General features: G+C 41.8%; 24 protein-coding genes. 17 read left to right on the forward strand and 7 right to left on the reverse strand.

All coding sequences use genetic code 11. The features are described from left to right. Positions 1–13 precede the first annotated feature (13 nt). From HRU69_02960 to HRU69_02975, 4 genes are all read right to left on the reverse strand, one after another. On the reverse strand, positions 14–2,419 hold the full coding sequence (locus tag HRU69_02960) for a TonB-dependent receptor (protein QOI96508.1): 2,406 nt from the start codon (positions 2,417–2,419) through the stop codon (positions 14–16). A gap of 10 nt (positions 2,420–2,429) precedes the next feature. After that, positions 2,430–3,701, reverse strand: coding sequence for a HAMP domain-containing histidine kinase (locus HRU69_02965; GenBank protein QOI96509.1), 1,272 nt, complete (start codon positions 3,699–3,701; stop codon positions 2,430–2,432). After that, positions 3,698–4,372, reverse strand: a complete 675-nt coding sequence (locus HRU69_02970) for a response regulator transcription factor (protein QOI96510.1) — start codon at positions 4,370–4,372, stop codon at positions 3,698–3,700. Before HRU69_02970 ends, HRU69_02965 begins: the two co-directional genes overlap by 4 nt. 109 nt (positions 4,373–4,481) lie before the next feature. After that, entirely contained in the window at positions 4,482–5,090 is a 609-nt protein-coding gene (locus HRU69_02975) for a master DNA invertase Mpi family serine-type recombinase (protein QOI96511.1), read from the reverse strand. Between the two features lie 103 nt (positions 5,091–5,193). Here HRU69_02975 and HRU69_02980 point away from each other — a divergent pair, with 103 nt between their 5' ends. Next, on the forward strand, positions 5,194–6,186 hold the full coding sequence (locus HRU69_02980) for a class I SAM-dependent DNA methyltransferase (protein QOI98805.1): 993 nt from the start codon (positions 5,194–5,196) through the stop codon (positions 6,184–6,186). On the opposite strand, the gene HRU69_02985 is transcribed toward HRU69_02980, so the two are convergent. Further along, positions 6,139–7,569 carry a class I SAM-dependent DNA methyltransferase gene (locus HRU69_02985; GenBank protein QOI96512.1) on the reverse strand — a complete coding sequence of 477 codons (1,431 nt, stop codon included), beginning with the start codon at positions 7,567–7,569 and terminating at the stop codon, positions 6,139–6,141. The genes HRU69_02980 and HRU69_02985 overlap by 48 nt on opposite strands. Positions 7,570–7,603: 34 nt before the next feature. Between HRU69_02985 and HRU69_02990 the strand changes: the two genes are divergently transcribed. Then, entirely contained in the window at positions 7,604–8,791 is a 1,188-nt protein-coding gene (locus HRU69_02990) for an IS256 family transposase (GenBank protein QOI98806.1), read from the forward strand. 43 nt (positions 8,792–8,834) lie between these two features. On the opposite strand, the gene HRU69_02995 is transcribed toward HRU69_02990, so the two are convergent. Continuing rightward, positions 8,835–10,934 (reverse strand): hypothetical protein, encoded by a 2,100-nt coding sequence (locus tag HRU69_02995; protein ID QOI96513.1) that lies wholly within the window; start codon positions 10,932–10,934, stop codon positions 8,835–8,837. Between the two features lie 3 nt (positions 10,935–10,937). Then, a complete protein-coding gene (locus HRU69_03000) occupies positions 10,938–14,294 on the reverse strand; it encodes a restriction endonuclease subunit R (GenBank protein QOI96514.1) in 3,357 nt (1,118 codons plus the stop codon). A gap of 215 nt (positions 14,295–14,509) precedes the next feature. Here HRU69_03000 and HRU69_03005 point away from each other — a divergent pair, with 215 nt between their 5' ends. The 15 genes from HRU69_03005 (at position 14,510) to HRU69_03075 (ending at position 26,870) form a co-directional block, all read left to right on the forward strand. Further along, a complete protein-coding gene (locus tag HRU69_03005) occupies positions 14,510–16,978 on the forward strand; it encodes a DUF262 domain-containing protein (protein ID QOI96515.1) in 2,469 nt (822 codons plus the stop codon). A gap of 179 nt (positions 16,979–17,157) precedes the next feature. Beyond that, the gene (locus HRU69_03010) at positions 17,158–17,442 is read left to right on the forward strand and encodes a hypothetical protein (GenBank protein ID QOI96516.1); all 285 of its coding nucleotides are present in this window, start codon (positions 17,158–17,160) and stop codon (positions 17,440–17,442) included. After that, positions 17,429–17,914, forward strand: a complete 486-nt coding sequence (locus HRU69_03015; GenBank protein ID QOI96517.1) for a hypothetical protein — start codon at positions 17,429–17,431, stop codon at positions 17,912–17,914. Before HRU69_03010 ends, HRU69_03015 begins: the two co-directional genes overlap by 14 nt. A gap of 499 nt (positions 17,915–18,413) precedes the next feature. Then, positions 18,414–19,820, forward strand: a complete 1,407-nt coding sequence (locus tag HRU69_03020; protein ID QOI96518.1) for a hypothetical protein — start codon at positions 18,414–18,416, stop codon at positions 19,818–19,820. Between the two features lies 1 nt (position 19,821). Further along, on the forward strand, positions 19,822–20,403 hold the full coding sequence (locus HRU69_03025) for a hypothetical protein (GenBank protein QOI96519.1): 582 nt from the start codon (positions 19,822–19,824) through the stop codon (positions 20,401–20,403). A gap of 33 nt (positions 20,404–20,436) precedes the next feature. Beyond that, positions 20,437–21,165 carry a hypothetical protein gene (locus HRU69_03030; protein ID QOI96520.1) on the forward strand — a complete coding sequence of 243 codons (729 nt, stop codon included), beginning with the start codon at positions 20,437–20,439 and terminating at the stop codon, positions 21,163–21,165. A 6-nt stretch (positions 21,166–21,171) separates the two neighbouring features. After that, entirely contained in the window at positions 21,172–21,552 is a 381-nt protein-coding gene (locus HRU69_03035) for a hypothetical protein (protein ID QOI96521.1), read from the forward strand. Between the two features lie 136 nt (positions 21,553–21,688). Then, positions 21,689–22,057 (forward strand): hypothetical protein, encoded by a 369-nt coding sequence (locus HRU69_03040; GenBank protein ID QOI96522.1) that lies wholly within the window; start codon positions 21,689–21,691, stop codon positions 22,055–22,057. Between the two features lie 315 nt (positions 22,058–22,372). Then, on the forward strand, positions 22,373–23,188 hold the full coding sequence (locus HRU69_03045) for a hypothetical protein (GenBank protein ID QOI96523.1): 816 nt from the start codon (positions 22,373–22,375) through the stop codon (positions 23,186–23,188). A 2-nt stretch (positions 23,189–23,190) separates the two neighbouring features. Continuing rightward, positions 23,191–23,373, forward strand: a complete 183-nt coding sequence (locus HRU69_03050; GenBank protein ID QOI96524.1) for a hypothetical protein — start codon at positions 23,191–23,193, stop codon at positions 23,371–23,373. A gap of 16 nt (positions 23,374–23,389) precedes the next feature. Beyond that, complete coding sequence (locus tag HRU69_03055) at positions 23,390–23,788, forward strand: hypothetical protein (protein ID QOI96525.1); 399 nt, start codon at positions 23,390–23,392, stop codon at positions 23,786–23,788. Then, positions 23,789–24,760 carry a hypothetical protein gene (locus HRU69_03060; GenBank protein ID QOI96526.1) on the forward strand — a complete coding sequence of 324 codons (972 nt, stop codon included), beginning with the start codon at positions 23,789–23,791 and terminating at the stop codon, positions 24,758–24,760. Positions 24,761–24,773: 13 nt separating this feature from the next. Then, positions 24,774–25,301, forward strand: a complete 528-nt coding sequence (locus HRU69_03065) for a peptidoglycan domain protein (protein ID QOI96527.1) — start codon at positions 24,774–24,776, stop codon at positions 25,299–25,301. A 26-nt stretch (positions 25,302–25,327) separates the two neighbouring features. Beyond that, on the forward strand, positions 25,328–26,002 hold the full coding sequence (locus HRU69_03070) for a hypothetical protein (GenBank protein QOI96528.1): 675 nt from the start codon (positions 25,328–25,330) through the stop codon (positions 26,000–26,002). Then, positions 25,989–26,870: a hypothetical protein gene (locus HRU69_03075; protein ID QOI96529.1), complete on the forward strand. Its 882-nt coding sequence runs from the start codon at positions 25,989–25,991 to the stop codon at positions 26,868–26,870. Before HRU69_03070 ends, HRU69_03075 begins: the two co-directional genes overlap by 14 nt. The last annotated feature ends 2 nt before the right edge of the window (positions 26,871–26,872 follow it).

A 26,872-nucleotide genomic window follows, 5' to 3' on the forward strand; every position in this document is an offset into this window, starting at 1 on the left:
TTTGGCTTAATCTCTAAAATTTAAACGTATATCCGATTCGAACGACTTGTGTTTCAAAGTAGTCCGTACTTACATACCTGAAGCCATCGCCATCAACTTCGCGTTTGATTCGAAGGGTGTTAGCAATGTCAGTTGCGTTCAGATATATTTCGCCCTTCCCTTGTTGAACAGCTTTTTTAATTCCAAAGTCAACATAGAAACGTGAGTAAGTTTTCCCTTGGGGCACAACATCCGGAGCCATATATACAGTGTTAAATTGAAGGTCGTAGTTTCCATTCAAATGAAAGAGACCATTTAATTTCAGGCTTCCTGAAAACGCCTTCTGCTTCTCAGCCGAGAAAGTGTTTTCCTCCGGATATTTGTTAACAACCGTGAATGCCTCAATAACATTTTGGTAGCCATTCACATTGAAATTGAAGGTTGCCCACTTCCCTATATTGTGAGATACAATTAGTTCCAACCCTGTTGAATAGCTGTCCCCTGCGTTTTGAAATATGTTATAAATCAGAGTACTGCCGGGCACAATGCTCCCAATACGCGTAATAGTTGATTCCATACGCTTATGGTAAAGTGCTGAATAAAGATAGCCATTGCTCCAACTTGATTTGTAGCCCAACTCGAACGAGTTCGTAAACTGAGGGCGAAGTCCAGGGTTACCAACTTTGATTATTTCAACATCATCGTATTTAGGAAATATGCGGATATCAACCTCGTTCGGTCTGTCTACTCTTCGGTTGTAGAATATTGAGAATGTATTATTACCATTCGCCTTGTAAGCTAGCCTCAGATTGGGAAATGGTTGCGTGTAGCTATACCCATCACTCTTATAGGTATTATGATCGGGATTTACGTCATAGTAGATGTTAACGTACTCTACCCGTAAGCCAGCTTCAATTTCAAAATTTTTATTTTCAACAAAATAGTTGCCGTAGATGGCTGGTATTTTTTCACTGTACGTTGCCCAACCGCCAGCACTCACATCCAAGGGAGAATTCAATCCTGGAATGAACTGCATGTTGGTAGGTATATATCTGTTTCTAAATTTAATACCTGTCTCAAATCGTCCGTATTTGAGTGGATGCGAGTAATCAATGTTGAAATCCCCAACATGCTCATCGGAGATCAATTTAAATGAGTCGAGACCCGTATAGTTGGGAGTGATGTTGGTGAAAAAATATTTCTCATCTTCCCTATGAAAAGTGTAGTTCACACCAACATTAAGTAACCTGCCAGGTTGCTTAAACTTATGCTGCCATGTGGCCATTTCAGTGCCCGTTGTTTTTACTTCATCTTCCAGAAATTGCCAGAGTCTCAATCGCTCAGAAAAATCCGCATTGAAAAAAGGCTCATCTCCTTCATCCAGAATCTTTTCCCTGCTAACAAGGCCTGATACGGTGATAGTGTTACGTTCATTTAAATACCAATCAAAGCCACCTTTAGCTGTTATGATATTGGTAGTCCGGTTTCGCATAGTCTGTTGCCGGATAGTATCTCCGTTTTCATAATATCTGTCAACAAACTCATTCTTGTTCAAAGTTTTCGTATAAAGGTCATCAGCCTGGAGAAAGAGATTTAGTTTTTTCTTTCTGTAGTTAATCGAAACAGAAGGGTTGATCTTGGGTGTTGCTTGATATTGTTCGCGGATTGTCGGATAATTCTTTTCCTTGATCCATAGAGCACCTAAGCCACCCGCTAAGCCGACCTGGCCGTTAAATCCCTCTCTTACGTCTTTCTTATAAATAATATTGATAATTCCAGCATTGCCATTGGCATCGTACTTAGAAGATGGATTGTTGATGACTTCTATCTTTTCAATTGCCGATGCTGGAATATTTTCAAGAGCGCGTTGATTGCCAAAACCTGTAAGCGCAGTTTGCTTTCCATCAATCAGTACAACCACCTTGTTACTTCCTCTCAATTGCACTGTTCCCTCCTGGCTTACAGTTACTCCGGGTAGTGTTTGCATAACCTGAAGCAGTGAACCTCCGCTCTGGCTGACATTGTCTGACACCGAGAAAATTTTTTTATCTAAAGTCTCAGAAACGGCATCCCTTGTACCGGACACAACAATTTCGTTAAGAGCTGTGACATTCTCCATTAGCTCAATTATTCCGAGGTCGATATATTCACTGAATTTGCCCACAACCATTGATGTACTTAATGTGTTATAGCCCACGAGTGATGTTTCCAGAATATAATTACCTGGTGATAGATTGGTTATCGAAAAACTACCATCATCTGTTGAGACCGCACCCGATACAAACGAGCTGTCCTTTTCATTCTTGATAATCACATTCACATAAGCCAGACCACTTTTCGATAAGTGGTCTTTCAACACGCCAGATACGGTGACACTTTTTACCTGAGAAAAGGTAACCGTTGAACATACCAATAGAAAAAATAGAACCGATTTTCGCATTTGTGTGATTTTAAAAAATAATTGTGAACGTGTGAATTCCGTCAAAAAAGGAGTAGCTCAGCTTGTAGGAGCAAGCATCGCATATGCGTTTAACTATTGCCAACCCGAGACCAGAACTATTCTCGTCCTTGCTTTCTTTGCTGAAACGATCAAACATTCTGGAGGCATCCATTTTCATTGGACTGCCGGTATTGGCTACGGTTAGAGTACCGTTTGAAATTTCAATACTTACTTTGCCATTACTGTTGCTGTGACGAATGGCATTGTGGAATAGGTTTGAGAGAAGCACCTCAATTAATGTACCATTGGCCTTAGTTGTCAGCGGGTCAATCTTCTTCTGAATTGATATGCTCCCCAAATCGGACATCGACTGAAGATTTGAGAGTAGCTTATTCGCCATCATCGCCACATCAACTTCCACTTGTTCGGTAAATTGATTGTTATCAATCTTGCTCAACAATAGAAGGTTCTTGTTGAGTTTTGACATCCTCATGGCAGTTTCTTCAAGCTCAAGAATGGTTGCGGCCCCCGCTTCATTGAGTCCGGGTATCTGCATCAAAGTATCAAGCTTCGACTGGAAAATAGACAGCGGGGTTTGAAGTTCATGAGATGCATTCTCAATAAACTCCTTTTGCTCCAGGTATACCTTCCTGTTTCTTTCAGTAAGATGACTGACCGTCTTATTCAGGTCATCAAATTCGATTATGTCAGTTTTTTCCGGAGTTATTAATTCGCTTTTATCAAGCTCATATGCTTTAAGTTGATTGAGGGTGCGATAAAATGGTCTCCATAGCTTTTTCGAGAGGGACCGATTTAGGAGCAATAATCCTGCGGCAAGGATCACGATAAGAGTAATCTGCACCGCGCCTAAGGTGATAAGCAATTCATTATTATCTACCAACGATAAGCGTATCGTCAAAAGGTATGGCTTGTCTTTTATAACGACAGACGAAGTTAGAGTCCGGAATGAATTTGATTCCTTAGCCGCGCTATCATACATGACCACGGTTTCGTAGCGCCTGGTTGGTAAAGATTCAGTTGTTGGCTCTAATATAACATCATACGATAGCTGATCCCAGATTTTTAAATCCAAATCCAGGTCTTCAAGGTATTCATAGTTCTTGATGTGCTTTACGAATTGGTCAGAATGCAATGCGAGGGACTCATCAACTTCCTCGCTGAGGATTTCCCGGATGGTAAAAATAGAAACCGGAATGCTTATCAGCACAATGATAAGCGAATATAAAAGCAATGCGCGTAGGCTAACTTGTAATAATCTCATGCTGTGAATTTGTATCCTAATCCGTACACTGTCTTAATATAGTCTTGACACCCAGCATCATTTAATTTCTTTTTCAGATTCTTAATGTGGGAATAAATGAAATCAAACTTATTCAATAGCTCAGCGTCATCCCCTGAAAGGTGTTCTGCGATGGCATTTTTCGATAACACCCTGTTTTTGTTAGAGAGCAAGAAAATTAAAAGGTCAAACTCCTTCCGCGTCAATTCAACTTCGTTATTATTAACACTGACACTTTTGGCAAGTAAGTCAACCGTTATTTCACTGAAGGTGATTTTATTGTTGCCGTCAAAACGTTTTCTTCGAATTATGGATGATACACGAGCACTAAGCTCCGGAAGGTAAAAAGGCTTGGTCAAATAGTCATCCGCACCTAAATTCAACCCTTTGATCCTGTCATCAAATGAGTCTTTGGCACTGACAATAATCACGCCATCGCTTTTATTATACTCTTTGAGTTTTTCAAGGATCTTTAAGCCGTTACCGTCCGGCAAGGTGATGTCAAGAAGCACGCAGTCGTAATCGAACATGATGACTCTCTCTAACGCATCACTAGCCGTACTGGCAACTTCGCAAACGTAGCCCTCCTGGCGAAGAAATTCCTTCACGCTCTTTGCTAATTGCTTTTCGTCCTCAATAATTAAAATCTTCATGCTTTGCTCTAATTAATTAGCTGCATTTTACACTTGTGCTCAAATCAAGCCAAAGATTTTGGAGGAATTCTGAAGTCCAAAGATTTAACGGGACGTTAATAACTCCGTACTAACAAAGCTCTCTTAATCCACACTTACTAACGAATCCGGACACGGTAAGTCTGTGTACACCTAAGATTCTTCCAATGGCACTGTAGGATACTTTCTTATCCAGCAATTCTTTGATCTTCCTTTCTTGCCCTGTCAATTTTGTCTTGGCTGACTTTCTTCCGACAGGTCGGCCTAAAATGACGCCTTCAGCTTTTTTTCTGGCTAATGCCTCTTTGGTTCGTTGAGAAATTAGGTTGCGCTCTATTTCAGCAGAAAGACCAAACGCAAAGGCAAGAACTTTAGAGTTGATGTCGCTTCCTAAACGATAATTGTCCTTAATAGTCCAAACTTGTATCTCTCGATTCATGCACTCGTTTAGAATAGCCATTATCATTAGCAAATTCCTTCCAAGTCTGGACAACTCAGAGCAAATTAGGACATCATCCTTTTTCATTCGTTTTAGGAGTTTGCCAATTTTTCGCTCGTTGATATTCTTTGCGCCAGAGATAGTTTCTTCAATCCATTTATCGACAACCAAGACATTTTTTTCACAGAATTGATTGACTTCGTAGCGTTGGTTTTCAACAGACTGTTTGTCGGTGCTTACACGAATGTAGCCGTAGATCATAGGGGTTCAAGGTTTAAATTAATTAATGAGAAGTGTATAATTTAAACCAAAACTGTCTATAGAAAATATAGCCATTTTTTTATGCACTTAAACTAGCGTTTTTATTAGACAACATGGCGGTTTTACCACCTTCTCTACCAGCCAAAGCTGGGCAATCTTATCAAGCATTGAGCAACGAATTAAGGACAAAATTGAGTTGGCAGGCGTGCCGCTAAGGGATTGGGATATTCAAATATTTCGAGGTGTATTAACTGGCTACAATGATGCATTTGTCATCAATCGGGAAAAAAAGGAAGAGCTAATCAAGGCAGATCCAAAATCAGCCGAAATTATACGACCGATTCTTAGAGGACGAGACATTGCTCGGTACAAATACGAGTTTGCAGAATGTTACCTGATCGCGTTGTTTCCAGCAAAAGAATATAAAATAGATGATTATCCTGCCGTCAAGGATCATCTCCTCTCATTTGGGAAGGATTTGCTAATTAAGAATGGATTTTCCTGGGTAGCAGATAATTATCTCGAAGAATGGTGCCTAAGGCGTTTAGAGCAAACTGGGAAAAATATAGTTATCAATGGTGAAAGAATTAGCTTCAAAAAAAATGAAAAGGCCAGAAAAGCAAGCACTAATAAGTGGTATGAGACGCAGGATAGCATAAGTTATTGGGACGATTTTTCTAAACAGAAAATCATTTGGATTGAGTTAACTGATCACGCAAATTTTTGTCTGGATACCGAAGGCTATTACTTAAACAACACGGTTTTCTTTCTGATTGGCGATAGACTTCCATACATTCTCTCTTTCCTTAATTCCAAACTGTGCGAATGGTACTTCGGAAAAATAGCAGCAACATCTGGAGTAGGGACAAGGAGATGGATCAAGCAGTACATAGAACAAATTTGTATCCCCCTTTCGCCTTCAAGCCACAATGAAATAGCATTAGGACAATTGGTAGTGGAGATCCAAAAACGTAAAAAGCAGAGATTGGATACCTCTGATCTTGAGAATCAGGTTGATGAGATAATCTTTTCGCTCTTTGAACTGTCATCAGACGAGATCAACTTCATTAGTCACTTCGATTTGGCGGAAGCCTGAAAGGAGATATTCAATTTCGTCATCTGACAATTTGTAGAGTTCAAAAATCATTTGATCGAGCCGGTTTTCAAGTTCGTCCGTTTGTAAATTAGACTTTTTAGCCTCAAGAATTTGAAGGGCTAAGTCCGCAAAAGGTTTCTGTTTCACTTGGTCAATAACTGGAACGGGCAATTTTTCTATGAACATCGGCTTGTATTCAAAGTAGCCTCCATTTCTAATAACTCCCAAATTTCTCACGTAATAATCACCTAGTGTTGAATTCAAGACGGCTAGTAGATATGGATTACCAGGCACTATCATAGGCGATGGAGCATTAACAAACATGCCTTCCTCTGCTAGGGTGTAAGACGCTCGAAGATTCAAATTCCCCCAAACAATTTTCTGTTTAGAAAAATCGTCCATATAAGCACAGTTCCTCAAATTGTACGGAGTGTCACCCTTGTCTGCACGTTTTTCAAGCTCGGTATAGTACTTATCCAGGTGCTTTTTAATGGCAGGATAATCCTCTATCTGAATGGGTTTTAAACCCTTTTCCTTGATACCATTGTGTGTGTTGATCAACCACAGATCCGCAAAGCTATTGGCGTATCTCTTTATGTCCCTGCCACGCAAAATCGGTCGTATAATTTCGGCTGATTTTGGATCAAGTTTTATCAATTCAGCTCGCTCTTTTCCAGTAATTATGAAGGCATCATTGAAACCTGTTTTGATCCCATAATTGATGGCTATTTCCCATTCTTTGAGTGGTGTTCCAGTCAATTCTATCTTCCGCTTGATTCGTTGCTCAATTGGAGACAATATGGCCCAAGTATCCTTCGTATGAAATTCACTGGCTACCCCATGTTGTCTAATAAAAACGCTCAAATTATTTAACACCTTCTCAGTGACCGTACACGCAAATGTTTTGCCCTTGTTGGCGCCCTTTGTAAAGAGTAAAATATTCGTTACGACCGTTGCAGATTCGAAGATTTTTTGTTCTGGAAAATCAATGAGCAAAGTCGGGTTTGCATTGTTTGCAAGAAATCTCCGCGTGCCCTCTCCATACCCGGCTCTCATCCACTTATTCGATGTGATGTAGCAGAGATTTCCGTTAGGTTTTAGAAGTTGCCATCCTCTTTCATAGAATAGTGAATAGATGTCACCCATTCTATCGAATGTCTGATAATTAGCATTCTCATATAGATCAGCTAAATCACCACCGTCTTTTTGCAATTGGATATATGGCGGATTACCGATGACAATATCGAATCCTCCGTTTTCAAAGGTAACGACTAAGCAACTGTGTAAAGGCCCGATTCGGCCTTGCTGAAAGGGGATGTGGAATGTACCACTTTCAGCCGAATCGGTTGCATTTAAAGACTTAACTTTAAACACAGTTACCATGGAAAATCAAGAACAACACCCACTACTCAAAGAGATGCTCACCCCTGAGTTTCTCAAGCAATTTAAGAATTCGAAAGACCTCAACAGCTTTATCGATGAACTTTTCAAAAAGGGCATGGAGCAAATGCTGGAAGGTGAACTCGATGGCCATTTGGGCTATGCCAAACATTCACCAGAAGGGATTAACTCCGGGAACTCACGGAACGGAAAAACCCGTAAGACCATCAAGACCACGCGAGGTGAACTACAGATAGAAGTACCTCGGGATCGGAACAGCACGTTTGAGCCCGTCCTGGTTCCCAAGCGCAGCCGGTTCGTAGAAGGCATCGAAGAAATTATCATCTCCTTATATGCCCGGGGTATGAGCGTACGCGACATTGAAATACAAATCCGGGAAATCTATGGTGTGAATGTTTCGGATGCCACTATTTCCAACGTTACCTCGCGGGTACATACGTTGGTAACGGAGTGGCAAAGCAGGCCTCTTTCATCGGTGTACTTTGTGGTGTGGATGGATGGGATCGTATTCAAAGTCCGGCAGAATGGGAAGGTGATCAACAAAACCATTTACCTGGCCGTAGGCCTTAATGCTCAGGGGTTTAAGGAAGTATTGGGCATGTGGCTGGGTGAAAGCGAAAGTGCTTCATTCTGGATAAGTGTACTTACTGATTTAAAAAGCCGTGGCGTGGAAGATATTCTCATCACCAGCACCGATAATCTGAAGGGCTTCACCGATGCAATCACCAGCGTGTTTACCCAATCGGTAACCCAGATTTGTGTAGTTCATCAGATCAGAAATGCGCTTCGCTACGTTGTCTGGAAAGACAAGAAACAATTTGTAGCCGATTTGAAGACTGTTTACGGAGCACCAAACAAAGAGCTGGCTGCTCAAGCCTTAGAGCAGCTTGAAGTAACATGGGGCAAAAAATATCCGCATGCTATCAAGTCGTGGAAAACGAATTGGGATAACCTCACGCACTTCTTCGATTATCCGATCGAAATCCGAACGCTGATCTATACCACGAACATTATCGAAAATCTCAACGGAAAAATCCGCAAGTATACCAACAACAAACTTTCGTTCCCTGACGACCAGGCGGTGGTGAAAGCGGTGTACCTGGCTTTACGGGAGATCACCAAAAAATGGACCTTGCCCGTGAGAAACTGGCCACTAATCGTAAATCAATTTTTAACTATCTTCGAAGGCAGATGCAAAATATAAAACCTTTACGCAGTTGCTTAGTCGTTACCCAGCACTTACACACTTAATTAGGCAGTGTCTTTTCAAAAATGTCAGAGAACCATAAGTGCCAAAGAAAGTACGGATATATTCTATTTTTCTGAATTTGCTTCAAGTCTTTCTCGATTCCTTTCAATCGCTCTTGTTCTTTAAGAATCCGATCCAAAATATTACGAAGTTTCTTCAGACTGTCTTCTTTCTTCTTCTTATCAGCATTCGTCTTTGGGGTTTGTCTATTTGCCGTGGCCAGCTTTAGCTCGATGTCATTGAGTGCATCATTATTCCGTCTGACTTTGTCTTGAATCTGCCCTTTGATGAACTTACTGACGATGTCATCTATGCTATGTTGTAATTCTTTCTTTACTTCGCTATTGTCGGCTGCGAAATACTTTTTTACCAACGACTTAAGATGATCAATGTCCTCCCTACTAAATTTATTTTCATCCCTGAAGAGCTTTGTCTCTTCTTCAACTCTAACGCACAAATCCAAGTCCTCATAAGATTCTAATAAGCTATCGCCTTGCATGATTTTATAATCGAGGTTCGGCAATGGTCTTGGCTTATCCTCATCGACAACAAGGCTCAACCAAAATCTTAATCGTGCAATATCCACCGCACCCTTTTCAACGTCCACTCCATAAATAGAACCTTGGATGATTTTCTCCTTTGCACTTGCTGGATTCCAGCTTGAATTACTTCCATAGGCTATTACCTCTTTGATAGAGAAAATTTCCAGAAGAAGTCCCATTGGAAATGCGCCTGAACCAATTGCCGGGTCGCAAATTTTGACTCTGTCCAGGATACTTGCAACTTGAATTAATACGGCTGCTTCGATTTTATCTACTTCCTTATATCGAACTAACCTTTCGACAGTGTCTCTTTTAAGTCCAGATTCTGTCACTATGTATTCCATCAAACTTTCTTGGCACATATAGTGAACGATCTCCTTTGGAGTGTAGAAAGTACCCCGATCTTTGTTGTCTTCAAGGAGGTTTTCAAAAATATGTCCTAACATCTCAGGGTCAACTGCAATGGTGTGATCGTCTGGACTATCTTCGTGAACTGTGAAATTAAATGCTTGTAAAAAGTCAAGAAATCCCCGTTGCTTTGGATCTTCATTGCTGTCCGGATTGTGAAAGAGTTTTGGATCAAAAGTGAGCACCTTTTGATCAATATCTTCCTTGTCAAAAAGGCCGCCATTCAGAAAAGGAATTTTCACCTTTTTCTTATCTGGCAATGCAAAGTCATCATTCGGTCTTCCCTTGTGATTATTTAATGTGTCGAAAAACAAAACTTTAAGCCATCTTTCGTAAAAGGTTTCATTTGCTCCGCTTGTTAAATATAGATTCATTAAGAATTCAGGGTCTCCATCCTTATAGTCGACTGTGCTGGCTCCCAACCAACCCTTCTTTTGAACGAAGGAGAGAAAAACTAATCGCCCAAGAAGTTTCTTAACGAAGTCTCGAATAAGCTTTTCATTTCCATTAAATGCCGACTTCTTACAGTTTGATTGGTCTAAATATTTGAGGAACTTCTCATAGTGTAACTTGTATTCATCAAAGAATGCTTTGCTAAGTCTCTCGACTGAAAAGGCCTTTGTAAGAGCTTTTAGATCAATTGTTTTTTCAATTGATAGAGATTCAAACCTCTCTGCTGCTGTCTTGCAACTTTCTCCAGGGCCCAATAAGAACGTATATCGTTTTGCGTTGGTCGATTTTTCTTTGATGCCGTCAGAGGTAAGCTCGCTATCTTTGGCTACCAATGTCAATCTCCAAATCTTCTTATTATCAGGCGAAACAAAACTGACCAAAGCAGCCTGTCCGGAAATTAGAAGTCTTCTTGCGTACTGTTGAATGGCTACCTTACTCTGTTCAATTCGGACTTTCGATTGAAGTGCAATTTCATAACAGGTTACTTCCGTTCCATCCTCCAGCGTTATTGCCCCATAGACTGAGATAGTATTTATTACCTTTTTCTCGGACGCAGTTGGCTGTATAGATGCTGGAGCTGGTGATTGCAGAAGTTTAAAATTGCTATTAAATATTTGGCTCAAAACATCCTTTGAAAACAACAACCTATCATAAGGTCTTTGCAGTGATTGCTGAAGTTGTATTCTACTTGCCATATCTTAAGAAAAGCTTTGGGTAAGGACAATTTTTGGATTTATTATACCTCTTGGCTTAGGTTCCTGTATTGGTTGCTCAGTAACTCTAGCTGACAAATCGTAGCGGTCAAGAACTTGCGTGAACAACAATTCAATAAAAGTTTCTGGAGTGCGCATTACTCTTTCATTATTTGTAAAAAAGTCGTTTATCTCCTTGGGAAATCCTTTCGAAGCAAATGTTCCTTGCTTGATCAGTTCCAATGTCCTTAGAAGTACTTTTCTCTTTTGTTCCGTTGGGGCAATCTTGACAATTGCATTTATATTGGTGATTGCCTTATTTTCAGCAGGACTCAAATTTTTTCTTGAAACAGCCTGTATATTTTCCTGATTCTTCTCTGTTTTGAAGAATTCCATTGCAGCAAGTGCTTGTTCATGGTGCCTATCGTGAAGCGGAAAGGATTGTTCGTTCTGACTTGCTTTAAAAATTTTTACAGCCTGTAAAAAGTTGAGTTCCTCATTTGTGTAATCTGGAGTTACCAAACAAAATACACCTGGGTGGTTTTCACTTTTAAGATAGGCCAAAGAAGTGTTGATTAGCGGGTAGTTGACCTCGCCATCATCCGTGTTCAGAATAGTTAATTGTCCGTCAGTAGCTTTCCGGCCACATCTGGCTTTATTGGGAATAGAGGCAATCTCAGCGAATCTTTTTGGTTCCTTTTTTCTGAAGTCCCTAAGCTCGTTCAGGTATTTCAAAATTTCGCTTTCTTCCTTTTGGATTTTATTCCCAAACAACGCCCCTTCGCCTTTTTCCTCCAACATTGAAAAAATCCGGTTGTCTTCTCCAAACGCTGTGTGAAAAGCTTGAAGTTTCCTTAAGGCTGTATTTACCAATTGAATCTGTGCATCACCGTGCGCTGAAGGATAAAAGTTATATACGAAAATCTGATTTGCTCTTGACCCTATTCGATTGACCCTTCCGATACGCTGCATCAGTCTTGTCGAATTCCAGGGCACATCATAATTGACAATGACGTTACTTCTATGAAGATTAATCCCTTCGGCTAAAACCTCGGTCGTAATAATTATATCATAATCGCTTTTCCATTTTTCCTCCTCCAAATTTGCGTCAAAGTTTTCGCGTAGCTTTTCCTCTACAGACTTACGATTATCCGCACTGACAGTGAGAATTTTATATTCACCCAATTTTTTAAATTGAGCTGAAAGCTCCTCAGCTGTTTCCTTTGATTCAGAGAATATCACAAGTTTGCCACTTTGATTCTTCTTAGAATCAAAGAAATTCTTGGCGACTTGATTTGCAAATTCTTCGAGTTTAGGGTCAACTGTGACCTTGCTCCATCGATCAATTAAATCATCAACTTTATCTTTATCCTTTAGTAACAGTATGTAAAATTTCTTATCAAAGTCTGTTGCCTTAAATTCCCTGTTATTCCCGCCAGCCTTGTTAATTCTACTTTCAATCTCCTCATAACTCAAACCTTCTTCCAGAAGCTTATTGATGTCAAGGTCGGGTGCGATAAAGACTCTGTCATCATCGAACATCGTTAGCATATTGTTAATTGCCTTTTGAAAGCGGCTGAGCGATTGTCGGAAGGCGAAGAAACTGCTTTCAAGACGTTTTACTAGCAATACTCTCATGATCGCTGCCAACCTAGTAGATATAGAGCTAACATCACCATAAATTTTTCTATCCTCATCCTTTGAAAGAAACTCTATAGCACGATATCTATAGTATCCCAAGCCTTCAATCTGCAATCCGTTTTCATCCATGCCCGTTATTAAGCTTACGGAGTCAAGAAACAGAGTTGTCAACTCATCGTCTAAATAGTAGTAAAGTGCAATAGGATCATCAACCCTCGGAAATACAATTCCCTGACTATCTAAATCCTCCAAATATGACGGATTCTTCTCTATGTCAGTTCGTGTTCGTCTTATTACCAGCGGTTCAATGACATCATCTCTCAATTTTTGGAATAGAGTCTTAAGTTTTTTAATATTTAAGTTTTGCTCTGAAGAAAGCTTCTTGTATTGCTCATTAATCGGCTTGAAATAATCTTGAAGATTCTTGATACTCTCAAGGGTGCTATTTCTTTTATCCTGAAATAAATAAAGCTGATTCTCAATATCCTGTGGCCTGTTATTGAGAGGTGTTGCTGAAATTAAAATCACTTTTTTGCGTGTGTCACCATCTTCAGCAGGGCGCGACCTAGGCATTTTACATATTTGCTGAAGTTCACGGTACATATCGGTATAGTCATTTCGGAACTTATGCGATTCATCTACAACGATCAGGTCAAATTTATCAGCCCTTGAATGAGTGTAGTTTGTTTCATCTAAAATTTGGTGAAGACTTCCGATGGTGATAAACTCAAAGTGATTCTTTATTTGGAATTCCTCTGTGGTTCTTCTCCAATTTGCTTCAAGGGCAGGCGGAACTACCACAAGCACTTTTGAATGGGTACCATTCTCATAGATAAATTTCTTAATCACCATACATGCTATAATAGTTTTACCAAGTCCAACTACATCGGCAAGTATGAAACCATTGTGCTTCATCATAATGGCGTAACCCTGATTCGCGGCATCCGATTGATACTTCAATCGCATAAATTTGTCTGGAAGGAGCAAGTCAATATTGTATGGGTCATACTCGACTCTCTTCCCAAAGTACTCAATCAGCATTTTTATGTACAGCTCAAAAGGAGTGAAGTCATCCTTCAAGTAAGTCTTCCTTCTGATCTCTTTGGCTTCCGCTTGAAGGATTGGCACAGATTCGTCCCACAGCTTGTTAAATTCTTCTGTCGCAAATTTGACATCCTGATGATCACGCAGGCTTACATTGAACTCGTAATTCGATTCAGGATTAGAACCAAGGCCCGAGTCCGTCAGGTTGGATGAACCTGTGATTACTTCGCACGGGGCATGCTCGTTAAAATTGAGAGGTCGGAAAATATAGACCTTCGCATGAATCTTTTGTTTTGGATGAGCACGCAGTTCAATTTTTTCATTGATGAGGTCATCAATAAATTGAATAATACCCTTCTCAGTCACTTCATTATAGTCCGCATCTTGAATATTCTGGATAACCTCTTTTAAAAACGTCTCCTTGGTTTCATGAGGATTATCAATAAAGTACTGACCCCGATCGTGGTATTTTTTTGTTAGAGCATCAACGTTTATTCCAACGAGGATTCTAATCTTTGGGATACGATCAAGAAAGGCCCTTACCTTGAAGTACCCGGATGCTCGAAAGTAGCCGACCAACGCGTCAAAGAATTGAATACTCTCAACGTGCGTAAAAACACCCTCAAATTTTTTTAGAAGGCTATTCCCATCCCTGTTGGTGAAAAACTTAGTAGACATTTAGCTGACAATGAGGGGTTTATAGTTTAAAAAATATGAATTCTCTAAAATAGCCCATTTTTGGCAGAATTTTAGGCTCTTTGAAAGTTTCTGGAAATCAAATGCTTAATTAGGGTTGCCTTTACCCAACGATAGATTAGCAACGAGGCGCTTAGGTGTTGTCGATGCTATTTCACGATAGGTCAAAATTTATTGAGTGAAGTAACTTTGTTAAAATGAAAGCAAATGAAGTAGCGCTTACAAGTTTTTTATCACAAAACGAAACGCAATTTATAATCCCCGTCTACCAGCGCAATTACGATTGGACTGAAGCCCAGTGTTCGCAACTATTACGTGATATCATAGACGTTGGAAGTAAGAAAGGAGACACACACTTCATTGGAAGCATTGTTTACATCCATGATGGGGTATACACTTCATCCGAAGTAAAGCAATTAGTAATTATTGACGGACAACAGCGATTAACAACCTTCAGTCTATTATACCTTGCCCTTTACAAATTTGCTCAATCCAAGGGCATGGAGGATTGGGTGAACAGAATAAACGACAATTACCTAGTTAACAAATATGCTAAAGACGATCTGAGCAAATTGAAACTCAAGCAGTCCGATGTTAACGCTCGTGCCTTTAAATTTCTTCTTAACAATAATGACCCTGGTCAATACGGGGAGTTTTCTCGTGTTATTGAAAATTTCATTTTTTTCAAAAACAGTGTTAATAGTGACAACTTTGACGTTGTTCTTCACGGATTAAAGTGCCTACTGTTTGTTGAGATTTCATTGGAACGAGGTAAAGATGACCCTCAAAGAATTTTCGAGAGTTTAAATTCCACAGGTCTTGAATTGTCGCAGGCTGACCTCATCCGAAACTATATACTAATGGGGCTTGAGCCAAATGAGCAAATAAGAGTGTTTAATGAATACTGGGACATTATAGAGCAGAATGCAAAGGATTTGGAAAAAGAAGAAAGTAAGGTATCCGATTTTATTCGAGACTACCTGACTTACAAAACCAAAAAGATTCCAAACAAAGCAAAAGTGTATGAGGAGTTCAAGGCACGCTATGCCACACGTAATTCGAAATTTTACCAGGACACTCTACAGGAGATCAAAGATTTTTCCTTTCACTACAATAAGCTTTTAAACCCTTCCAGGGAGAGCAAACCCCAACTACGGAAACAGCTTGACTATATTAAGAGACTGGAGTCAAACATCTCATTTCCCTTTTTGCTACCGGTCTATAGTGACTACGCTAATAACCAAATTTCTTCTGATCAAATTGAGGCCGTTCTAAAATTAGTCCAATCCTTTATTTGGCGAAGGTTTATCATTGGTTTGCCAACAAACGCTTTAAACAAAATTTTCATGACACTCTACAATGACGTTGATGATACTCGATATCTTCCGTCAATACAAAGGGCCCTTATGAAAAAGAAAGGGGTTCAAAAATTTCCCACCAATAGAGAAATTGAAGTGGCACTTGAAGAAAAGGATGTTTACAATATTCAATCCAAGAATAGAGTTTATTTTCTTGAACTTCTTGAGAATTATGAAAATCGCGAGTACGTTTCAATTGAGAACAATGAAATTACGATTGAACACATTTTTCCACAAACTCCTGATGAAGTTTGGTATAATAAGTTGGATGATAATTCAATATCCCTGTTTCGAGATAAGTTTTTGAATACTATTGCCAACCTTACTTTATCAGGAAATAATGGCAGCTTAAGTAATAAGTACTTTCTTGAAAAAAAGGCCATGAACAAGGATGGCAAGCAACAAGGTTATAACTTCAGCCGATTATGGCTAAATCAGTATTTGAGAGAAATAGATCATTGGAATTTGGATACTCTAAAATCAAGGTTTGGATTGCTGCTTGATCGGTTCTATAAAATTTGGGAGTATCCTGACATTGAAATTGAGGAAGAGGTTGACACAGATCAAGACTACACTATTTACAATAGTCCCGATCCTCGTTACAAAAAGCTTGACTATTTTATTTGGAAAGATGAAAAAATTGTAACCGATGAAATTAGCAAGATGTACTATCATGTTATTAAATCCTTATTTGAAGAGAATCCCTCCTCATTCTATCATCAAGAAATAAAGTCCATCCTTGCCGCAACAAGTAACCCTGACGAATTGCGAACTCCATATCAGGTTAGCCCTAATTATTTCATTGAATCGAACATCGACAACAACAGTAAGTTTAGGAAGTTGAGAGCACTCCTTACGCGAGTAGACTGCGAAGAAGAGTTGCTTATAAATTTTTCTGAATTGGAGCCTGAAGATCAGGAGTTGGAAACGAAGGACAGGACTTATTGGATTGAGAGAGCAGGATTGCTTAGTGTAGGAATAGTTGATGATTGTCTAAATATTATCCATGCCATTGATAAAGGGATAACGCTTAACTACAACCAATCCTATATTGGGTTAGCTCATCAAAATCGGTCTAAAAACTTTGCGCTCTTTGTACCCAAAGAGACGTTTACCAGAACATCCATTTCTTTGCCAGACTCTAATAAGTGGGTTGAACCATTGTCATCGCGTGGATTCAAATCCATCTCAATACATAAAAGAAATGGTCGTTTGAAGTTTAGAATAAGCAAAGAGAATCTGCAAAATGACTCTAATCTGCTGAGTGAGATATTCAGAGAGTCTTATGAGTTTCGATTCAACTCGTAGCCTTTAAAAAACACATTTTCCACTTCCATCAAAATACGCCTGAAGTTCCACACGGAACATTCATTCAAATTCGTTTACAATCCTTCACAAGCTTTTATAATCCTTCATAAAAGCACACAGTCGTTAATCTCCTTTTACAATCCTTAACCTTCACTTTCGGGTCTCTACATCTTTGACCCATGAACGGAGCAGAAATAAATCAAAATCATGGAGCGGGAGGCAATTGGATTGCTTTCGTGTTCGGGGCAGTGTTTAACCTTTTAGGAAATGTGAATCTCATCTTCCTTCTCGATTACGCACTCCAGGCTGTAGTGGGTGGTATTATCTGCCTCGCTTTCAAGGTTCTTGGTGATGTGTTGAGTCCTCTTTGGGAAAAGCACAAAGAGCGTGTGAAGGATTTCACCAAGATGAGAAAGATCAGGGGTTTCAAGATCAGAAAGAAGAAACGCCATGATCAAGAGTAGGCACGTATTGATCGGAGCCGGAACAGTAGCAGCCATCTATTTCGGTGGCAGCTACTTGCTCAGACTCAACAGGCTTTCAAACGAGCTGGAGTCAGAAACGAAAGTTTCAATCCACAACGTGAACCTGAGCGGCATCGAGCTTACGATCAATGTTAAACTCAAAAATCCAAGCGGTGGGAGTATCAAGGTGAAGCATCCATTTGTGAAGATGATCTACGCAGACAAGACCGTAGCATCCTCACAAGTAAAAGACGCGAACATCGAGATACCAAAGTTCAGTGAAGTGAACCTTGAACCAATCCGCATCAAGCTTGGATTTCTTAACCTGGCTACAACGGTTCCTGCTCTGATCAAAGAGTACAGAGAAACTGGCAAGCTGAACCTGGTGGTACACACAATCACGACCATCAACGACAGTCTGCCTTATACAAAAATTGACAACATCACTTTTGGTGGCGGCAAGCCCGCATAGGTAAAGGAAAGTAGATGACGAAAGGAGGAGGCGAATGGTAGCAGACAGAAAGAGGAGGTTGAAGGATGGAAGGGAGTTCGATCATCTCTTTCCTTCCCCAAGTGAAACAGACACTACTATAAAAAAAAGCGCGAATGTGGAAGACACAATGGAACTCATTCGCAAAGCATTGCCGCAAACGCAGTGGCAGACTGATAAGATAGCGAAGGTATTGAAGGGTCGAACATTGGAGGAAACATGCTCCAATATCTGGCACTTCGTGTACCAGCACATACAATATCGGAGAGACAAGGAAGGAGTAGAACAAGTGCGCAGTCCCAGACGGGCATGGTGGGACAGAAAGGACGGAGTCGATTGTGACTGCTACACGGTATTCATTCTCTCCATCCTTCGATCTCTGAAAATTGATTGTCTCGCGAGGATAACAAAGTATCCGAAGAAGTACCCGGAAGTACCTCGATGGCAACATGTATATCCTATCGTTCCGAAGCCAGGTCACTTGGAAGATTACATTGAAGAACGTGACTGGTACATAGTGATTGATTGTGTGAAGGATGCTTTTGATGATGAACAACCTTATAAAGAATGTAAAGACTACGATATGAGACTTGATTATTTGGATGGATTTGATGGGGAAGAAAGAGAGGATGAGACCATCGAGTTTGCAGATTATGACAACGTTGACCTCTCTGACCTCGCTTCGGTTTACGATGACGAGGAGATGGGAAACATTTTCAAAAAAGTTGGAAAGGGGATTAAAAAGGTAGCCAAAAAAGTGGGTGACAAAGTAGGCGATGGAATCAGGTTCCTCAACCGCTATGCAAACCCTGCAACGATCCTGCTGCGCAACGGCTTTTTGTTGGCGATGAAGATTAACCTGATGAATGTCGGTGGAAAGTTGCGCTATGCTTACCTCACCGATGCCCAGGCGCAAGCGAAAGGAATCAACTTGAGTGAGTTGAAAAAACTGCGCTCAGTGAAAGACAGAGCTGAAACAGTTTACTGGCAAGCTGGAGGTAAAAAGGCAAATCTCAAGAAGGCTATTCTTAGTGGCAAAGGTAACAAGGATAAAAAAGTACCACTGAGCGGTTTCGAAGGAGTGGACGGGTTGGACAATGTGTACGCGGATGAGGATGAGTATAACATCATTCACAGTGATGGATTTGAAGGGTTAGGAGAAATCGCAAGTGGCACTGCTATAGCCGCGGCGACCTCGGCAGTGGCTGCCATTGCAGGTGCGTTGAAACAAGTGAAAGGATTGTTTACGAAAGGTGGCAATGAGGAGAAGTCATTTCAGAGTGAGACAGACAATGCAGGCACTGCATCAGAACTCCCCGCTTCGATAGCTGAAGATGAAATGAGAGACGATTACTCTGAATCTGCGTCCGCACCAGCAGCGCAACCTGGTTCATCACTGATCTCAAAAGTTACGAGTGCTGTGTCCGCTGCCAAACCATTAGTGTCTACCGCAAGATCCCTTGTGCCGACACAAACGGCTCCGAAAGCCACGACCCCGAGTGCTCCAACAGTGAAAACAAATGAAACGACACAAGATACTTCCAATACTTCTACGGCTAGTCAGCCTGTACTATCAAATGAATCTGCCTCCAGTGGAGCTATGCTTGTACCAAGTGAAAGTTCATCAACAGGCAGTGAGGTACCGGCTCAGACTGGCTCAGAGAAAGTTGGCTTCCTACAAAAGACAACTACATGGGTAAAAGAAAATCCCGGCAAGTCGTTGCTCGTAGCCGGTGGAGTCATAACAGGAGGTTACTTACTCATGAAGGCCATGAGGAGCGGATCAGGAACTAATGGACTTGAAGGTGTTCCAGCGAAAAAGCGAAAGCGGAAACGCAAGAACAGCGCAAGCAAGAAGAACAAAGTCAAAGCACAAAATCTATTATAACATGGCAAAGGCAAAAAAGAATAAAAATAAAAAGGATAAGCAGGGACACGCACTCTTTGGGCCGGCACCGGTGATGGAACACCCCATAGCACAAACAGTAACGAAAGGTGGCCTCGTCCTATTGGCTGCGATTGCTGCCGGAGGTGCAGGAGCCGCACTTGGGAAGCACTCTTTGCTCGCGGGAATTCCAGTAACGCTCGTGGGCTTTCATAAAAAGAATCCATACATCATCGCAGCAGGACTTGGCCTCACGTTGAGCAACGGTTTTCAAAATCAGAATAAGACTACTGTACAGGGAGTTGATGGCTTTGATATCAAGCAGATCACTGAAGATGCAAAGGATCGTGTAGGTACATTCTTCAAGAACTTCTCTGAGAAGCTTTATCTCTCCAAACCAGCAGAGCCAAGTGCAACTGCGGGCCTCGCGGGAGATCAAAAAGACGAGCAGGTCACCTACTTCGTGAACCCTTACAACAATGAGACAAAGGAACTGGATATGTCGGCTATCGACCGACTCCAGGAACAGATAGCTTCTATGAACGGAGGAATGAACGCTGTGGAGGAAACCGAGAGAGAGTTTTAAATCAAAGTGACAATTAAACAAAAAAGTAAAATTATGCTGGGAGCATTAGGACAACTCATGGAGAGTGAGTACACGAACCCGACAGAGTTGTTGGGTTTGAACGGAGAGATGGATACCGAGTTGTTAGGGTATCTGAATGCGCTGAACCCCTTGCAACGGGCGAAGGCGATGAGCAAGATCGTGAAGCGACATATTCCTTCACAGGGTTCTCGCGCTGAGTTTGAGAAGTTCTTCGTAGAACTGCCCAAACACATTAAGGAGCAATTGCTCCAGGGCAAGTTGCGTCTAGCCGATCAATTGATCTATACTATCAAGCCGATCAAAGGCGCGAAGACGATCAAGATGTTTGAAAGCCAGGACGTGAAGGAGGTGAACCTGCGCAACATCAGTAATGCGAAGCTTCCTAAGAACATGGCTTTGCTCGTATCAGGAATTTATCTCTTGCATGGGGTTGCGGCATCGATGGATGTTGATGACATCAAAACAACCAAGTTTGATACCATCGAGAACGTGGGCGCATTGGCCAACGGGGAATTCAAACTGAAGGCCAACAAGAAGCAACTGGTAAGTGACACTTCCAACCGGAAGTTTGTGACCACACAGTTTGACATGGTGCCCAAGAGCTTTTACAAGCTCGCGAACCCTCGCCTGATCCATGACGATGTAGACATCGAATTTGAGATCGAGCTTGGAACCATCAAAGGGCTTGATGCAAACTCAGTCCTCTATGTGGGTCTTGAAGGAACGGCAACTATTCCTTAGTAGGTCATGGAGAAGCGTTGGGTGGATAAAATCTACACCTTCCTGGTAGACGCGGAAGGGCAACCGGTGAACAAGAAGTTTGACCTGGACAAGAACGTAAAAGTGGTGCATGGCATTATGATCAGTTCTGACAAACCGAACCTCTTGTTCTACCGGGGCTCTCAGCGCATCGAGCTTTCGGGAGAGGAACTTTTCCCTGAAGACTTTGAAAGCAAAATGTTTATGAGTGGAATGGCAGTCGCTCCGAATGACAAATACAAGTCGTTGGGTAATGGGGTCATAGCCGGAAACGGTGAACTGAAAATCCAATATAAGGACACTGCCAATCCCAACGCTCCTTTTGCGGCTTATAAAGTTATCGTCAGCCTCTTATGTGAGATGAAATGATAGTTACGAAGACCAAAAGGAGGATCATCATAGTCAAGCTAGAGATTGATAAGGATGAACGATTCAAGCCATTCGAAATCCGGCTTCCGGCCAATGTAAAAAAAGTAACAGGCATTGCTGTAACAACTTCTGCAAAATGGGAACCGGGACCGTAAGCTTTCAGGCTAATGATAAGATGGACGTCTTCTATGTAATAAACCTTCAGGAGGAAGGCATTGAGCCATCGGACGAAGCTTTGATCCAGGTTGAAGACTCACAGTTCGATAGCGACAAAGCGTGGGTCACCGGAAATGTGCCAATGATAAAGCCCGTGCATGTTGAAGGTGACACGGCTATCATCAATGCATGGTTCAAAGGAGAGACGTTTGATGATCCCTTTATAATCACAGTCTATGTAGAGTGTGAGACGGCTGAAGAACTTGATGAAGTTATAGCTGACGAAGCCATTGAACAGAACAAGAGTGAGAAGAAAGACTTTCTGGAACCGATGGAGATACACTTATGACCGAGCAATTCATTTTGGAGTTCGCACCGTTGCGACTGAAACAGCAGGGCTATTCAAAGTATCATTTCCGTCACAGGGATTTCATCATCGAAGCTGGGACTACGATAACAATTCCTGCTTACAACGAAATGTTCTTTATCATTGACGAACCACCTGGGCTGGTTGTTGACTCTGATTATGGAATGTATGACTCGACAGACGATCCAATACCGGAAAGCATACATATACACCGGGGGGAAATTAAGATCACAAACCCAGGCGTGGAAAAGCGAAGGATAAAATTTATACAAGCAATCATTGTGAACTGACAGAATTATGGCACTACCGAATAAAGAAAAATACGAACAGAAGAAGATTGACAACCTTTTACAATACCTGCGCCTTTACCATGATAAAGGTCAACCGATTGACTATGAAATTCTGGTAGACGGTTTCAAGGCAGTTCGCAGGACAAGTGACCCCGATATGTTCACCATGTTTGAAAACTTCGTCACTGCGGACACACGGTCCATTGAAGTACTTCTTTTCACAGGCAGTAGCAACAACAACGAGAAGCGGATCTTCTACTTCGGTGAAGCTCAAAAGGAAGGGTTATCCGGTGTAGACGTAAAGAACATCGTGGACGAAGAAGTGCAGCGCAAACTGCGTGAAAAGGAATACGAGGTACTGAAGGATGAGAATAAGAAACTTCAACAGCACATCACAGACCTGGAGAGTGAGGTAGATGAACTGGAAAAGCAAAACGCCAGATTAGAAATGAAACAGTCTCCCTTGAATAGTTTTCTGGGAGACGTAGGATCAAGTCTTGTGGAGAGCTTCGTCAAGCGCAATCCAAAACTCATGGCTGCATTCCCGGGTGGAGAAGCCCTTGCCGGTCTATTGCAATCCAGCAATGAAGAACCAGCGAGTGAACAAACACCCGAATCTGAGGTAAGCTTTAAGCCGAAGGCTTCCGCAACTCCTTCTTTGAACGAAGAAGAACAGGCAGCAATCCAGTTTGTCAACCAACTCAAGTCACAATTCAGCAAAGAAGAATTTGAGCAAGTGCTTCACATTCTTCAAACGTTGGCTGACGACAAGAGTAAGATCGACCTGATCCTGAATCATGTAAACATTAAACAACAAGTATAACTATGAACAAGTACAGTTTTGAAGTGAGCATTGAGGCGCAAACGCAAGGTGAGGCAGAAGTAAAACTGTCGGCAGCATCGACCTTGATGCAGAAGTTGAAGGCACGCGAGATTGCCAAGCTTGCCGATGTCGTGAAGAATGATCCGTTGAAGACTTCCCTCGCGAAGAAGGCATTGGGTCTCTAACAGTGGAAAAATTAAAATGAACGCAGACGCACAGAAGCTCCAAAATCTCAAGACCGTAGTGATCTATTCAACACTAGGTCTTGGCACTGCAACCGGATTATTCTTTCTGGGGCGTCACCTCTATAAGAAGACCAGGGCGAACATTTCACAAAAACATAGTCTTGAAGTTGGTGATCCGGCAACCTTCGCGAAGCAGTTGAAGATGGCCTTTGATAACGACAACTACATGGGATGGGGCACTAATGAGCCAATGGTAATTCAGGTATTCAACGAGATACCGTCAAAGAGCATGTACACGAAAGTACAGAAGGAGTACGCCAATCTCTACGGTAGAAGTCTGAATGCAGACCTGGAGGAAGAACTAAGCAGTGATGAGTACAACGAGCTGATAAGAATTTTAAACGCTAAGAAGTAAATGGCTAAGAAGGCAACGAAGGGAAAGAAAACGCAGGGTAAGAAGCCAAAGAAAACAAGTCCCGCGAAAAAGGCTCCTGCAAAGAAGAAAGGAGTTAAACCGGCCAAGGTTTTCATTTACGCGCTTGCGTTAGCGGCTCTCGGTGGTGGCGGATACCTGGTGTATGACCGTCTGAAGAAACGGAAGGCGATGGAACAAAATCAAATTCCATCGGAAGCATCTTCAGATACGATAATCATCAACAACACACTGCCAACGTCCTATGCTTCCTTTACTTCACGATCGGTGTCAAGTGCCAGCGATAGTTTTCCTCTGAAAAGAGGAAGCAAAGGCTCAAGAGTTTCAATGCTCCAACAAGCACTCGCAAAGACTTCACCCGGTATTTCGGTTGATGGACAGTTCGGACCACAAACTGCCAGTGCGTTGAAGTCGGCAGGCTATTCGGAAACAGTAAGCGAATCATTGTTCAATCAGATCACCGGAGGTTCAGGATCACTGACCGTAGTGTTTAATCCTTCGGCACTGGCCACAAGTCTATACACTGGCGCACAATCGAAGAATCTGGAGCAAGTTCTGAGCGTACTGAAGCAGCTCAAAACAGTATCAGACTATTCAACTGTGAATGAGTACTACAAAAAGCAAAGCTTCATCGCAAAGACGATTGTGACCGACTTGCTGGACTATGCCTTCAAAAGCAATGAAGCGGCAAAGACGCAGATAAGAAATGAATTCCTGCGCATGGGTTTAAAGGTAAGTGGTACAGGTACGTGGAGCTTGCAGGGGATCAGGCTTTACAAAGACCTCATCACTATCCGGGAGACCGTAGTGACGGACGCACAAAACAACCGGATACCCGTGCGCAGGAATACGATACTCGGAGACGAATTGGAAGTATCGAACGGAATGACATGGTTCAAATCCATTGACAACAGCATTCTGAAAGTCCCCACCCAAGACGTCAAGTACACTTAAACAATTATTTACAATGGCGAAGTTTGAAAATTTCGCAGGCAAGCTCCTGCGATTAGAGGGAGGGTATGTGAATCACCCATTGGACAGAGGCGGCCCGACCAAGTATGGAGTCATCCTTTCGGTGTGGCAGGAACATGGCCACGACAAAGATGGCGATGGCGACATCGATGCGGAAGACATCAAGAAGCTAAGTGAGTCGGACGCCAAGTACATCGCGAAGAAGATCTTCTGGGATTACTTTCTGGCTGATCTGATCCTGAATCAATCATTGGCAGAGTTCATTGTTGATTGGGGCTACAATTCTGGAAGAAAGACTGTGGCAAAGATTGTTCAGCGACTGGCTAAAGTTACGGTCGATGGCATTGTCGGCCCACAGACGGTAACTGCAATCAATTGCGCGGATCAGGAATTGCTTTTCAATGCGCTCAAGATTGAACGCAAGGTATTCCTGAACAACATCATCAAGCGCAGACCCGACCAGATTGTATTCTATGATGGCTGGATGAACAGGGTTAATTCATTCAGCTACAAGGCAGCTTAGGCAAGAACAATTTAAACAGTAAACACATGCTATCTCGCGTCAAAGAAATATTGAAGGAATTCGACTTCACCCTATATACGAAACCGTATCAGTTGAACATTGTCGGGCTGCGAAGCAAAAATGTAAACTCAAATAGCTTTGATGACGAGATACATGTGTTTTACACAAAGCCCGATGGCAAGTGGAACTATCACATATTTCCGGCCACCACTGATCCGGGTACATTCTGGCTGAACAATCCTACATATCCACAAGGAACAGCTATCCTAGCTCAGGGGCAAAATCGAGATGCGTATGCCATTGGTCTGCATCGAGGGAAGTATGAAGCATTGGTTCAGGTAAAACCTGTTACCGTCATTCGTGACTATGACAGAGACGCGATCCTAGATTTCAACAACGGCTCGAAAGAGACAGGAAATTTTGGGATCAATATTCATCGCGCTGAAAGTACTGGCTCTACAAAATTCATTGACCAATACTCTGCCGGATGCCAGGTGTTCAAAGATGCCGATGACTTTTATGCCTTCATGCAGCTCTGCAAGCTTCACGCAAACCTTCATGGAAATTCCTTCAGCTATACGCTGGTGGACTTCAGGTCGCTCAGGCGAATCACACTCAAGCGAGTGGTAACGGCCACAACCGTATTCGCAGCTCTCGCTCTTGGATGGATTTTTACTCCAAAGGTTTATGAACACACCTAAGCCTCCATTCAGATCGGTAAGCGAGGAGTTACTCTATAATATCTACCTGAAAGTGACCAATAGTGGAACAAGCAATGGGATCACGCCAAATGACATTGACACGTTGGCAAAGCTTAACTCCTTTCTGACTGACGCAGTGCTAATGAAAGCAGACGATATCATGTTTGCCATTAACGCTTTAAAGGGAAACGTTCCAGTAGTAGCAAACTCACTGGAGAAGCTGTACAACATTGTCCAGGGCTTGACCTATCTCAAACGTGAGGACATCGACCATTTGGCGGAACTGAATGCCATTGTTCAGGATGCAGACTTAGTACGAACTGAAGATTTAACAACCGCAGTAAATGGCATCAAGGGAAATGTTCCGGTTAATGGAAACACTCTTGAGAAGCTCTACAACCTTATTCAAGGGTTTTCATTTCTGAGACGGGAGGATATTGACACTATTGGAGAATTAAATGCGCTTGTAACCGATGGCGATTTAGTGAGAGTTCAGGACTTGGCCGATGCATTAGTCGGATTGAATTTAAAGAAGAGAACGCTTCAATTTTTCTTCTCTGGAGATTGGGATGATGATGAACATTACAATCATTACCACGATAGGGACGCGTTCGTGCTCCGGGGCAAAATCAACTCATTGTTGCATGACTTTACGCACCAGCTATCTGGGGTGACCTACAAGAGCCGACTTGATGTGTCAACTAGCTGGACAAGTCATTCAACGCTAACCAGCTTGCAATCCTGGATCAATGCCAATGCAACAGGTGACGAAACGACAGGAACGAAGTATTGGATCAAGTGCCTGCCGATCTACAAACAAGGATATGACGATGAAGCAATGAATATTCTAACATATAATGTACAGTAACA

The organism is Flammeovirgaceae bacterium (assembly GCA_015180985.1).
In the GTDB taxonomy this organism is placed as follows: domain Bacteria; phylum Bacteroidota; class Bacteroidia; order Cytophagales; family Cyclobacteriaceae; genus UBA2336.

Coding starts and splice junctions, on each gene's coding strand:
- HRU69_03005 (QOI96515.1), top strand. CDS start 14,510: ATGAAAGCAAATGAAGTAGCGCTTACAAGTTTTTTATCACAAAACGAA.
- HRU69_03060 (QOI96526.1), top strand. CDS start 23,789: ATGGCTAAGAAGGCAACGAAGGGAAAGAAAACGCAGGGTAAGAAGCCA.
- HRU69_03015 (QOI96517.1), top strand. CDS start 17,429: ATGATCAAGAGTAGGCACGTATTGATCGGAGCCGGAACAGTAGCAGCC.
- HRU69_03065 (QOI96527.1), top strand. CDS start 24,774: ATGGCGAAGTTTGAAAATTTCGCAGGCAAGCTCCTGCGATTAGAGGGA.
- HRU69_02965 (QOI96509.1), bottom strand. CDS start 3,701: ATGAGATTATTACAAGTTAGCCTACGCGCATTGCTTTTATATTCGCTT.
- HRU69_03070 (QOI96528.1), top strand. CDS start 25,328: ATGCTATCTCGCGTCAAAGAAATATTGAAGGAATTCGACTTCACCCTA.
- HRU69_02990 (QOI98806.1), top strand. CDS start 7,604: ATGCTCACCCCTGAGTTTCTCAAGCAATTTAAGAATTCGAAAGACCTC.
- HRU69_03055 (QOI96525.1), top strand. CDS start 23,390: ATGAACGCAGACGCACAGAAGCTCCAAAATCTCAAGACCGTAGTGATC.
- HRU69_03045 (QOI96523.1), top strand. CDS start 22,373: ATGGCACTACCGAATAAAGAAAAATACGAACAGAAGAAGATTGACAAC.
- HRU69_03075 (QOI96529.1), top strand. CDS start 25,989: ATGAACACACCTAAGCCTCCATTCAGATCGGTAAGCGAGGAGTTACTC.
- HRU69_03030 (QOI96520.1), top strand. CDS start 20,437: ATGCTGGGAGCATTAGGACAACTCATGGAGAGTGAGTACACGAACCCG.
- HRU69_03025 (QOI96519.1), top strand. CDS start 19,822: ATGGCAAAGGCAAAAAAGAATAAAAATAAAAAGGATAAGCAGGGACAC.
- HRU69_03000 (QOI96514.1), bottom strand. CDS start 14,294: ATGTCTACTAAGTTTTTCACCAACAGGGATGGGAATAGCCTTCTAAAA.
- HRU69_02960 (QOI96508.1), bottom strand. CDS start 2,419: ATGCGAAAATCGGTTCTATTTTTTCTATTGGTATGTTCAACGGTTACC.
- HRU69_03035 (QOI96521.1), top strand. CDS start 21,172: ATGGAGAAGCGTTGGGTGGATAAAATCTACACCTTCCTGGTAGACGCG.
- HRU69_02975 (QOI96511.1), bottom strand. CDS start 5,090: ATGATCTACGGCTACATTCGTGTAAGCACCGACAAACAGTCTGTTGAA.
- HRU69_03010 (QOI96516.1), top strand. CDS start 17,158: ATGAACGGAGCAGAAATAAATCAAAATCATGGAGCGGGAGGCAATTGG.
- HRU69_03040 (QOI96522.1), top strand. CDS start 21,689: ATGGGAACCGGGACCGTAAGCTTTCAGGCTAATGATAAGATGGACGTC.
- HRU69_02995 (QOI96513.1), bottom strand. CDS start 10,934: ATGGCAAGTAGAATACAACTTCAGCAATCACTGCAAAGACCTTATGAT.
- HRU69_02985 (QOI96512.1), bottom strand. CDS start 7,569: ATGGTAACTGTGTTTAAAGTTAAGTCTTTAAATGCAACCGATTCGGCT.
- HRU69_03050 (QOI96524.1), top strand. CDS start 23,191: ATGAACAAGTACAGTTTTGAAGTGAGCATTGAGGCGCAAACGCAAGGT.
- HRU69_02970 (QOI96510.1), bottom strand. CDS start 4,372: ATGAAGATTTTAATTATTGAGGACGAAAAGCAATTAGCAAAGAGCGTG.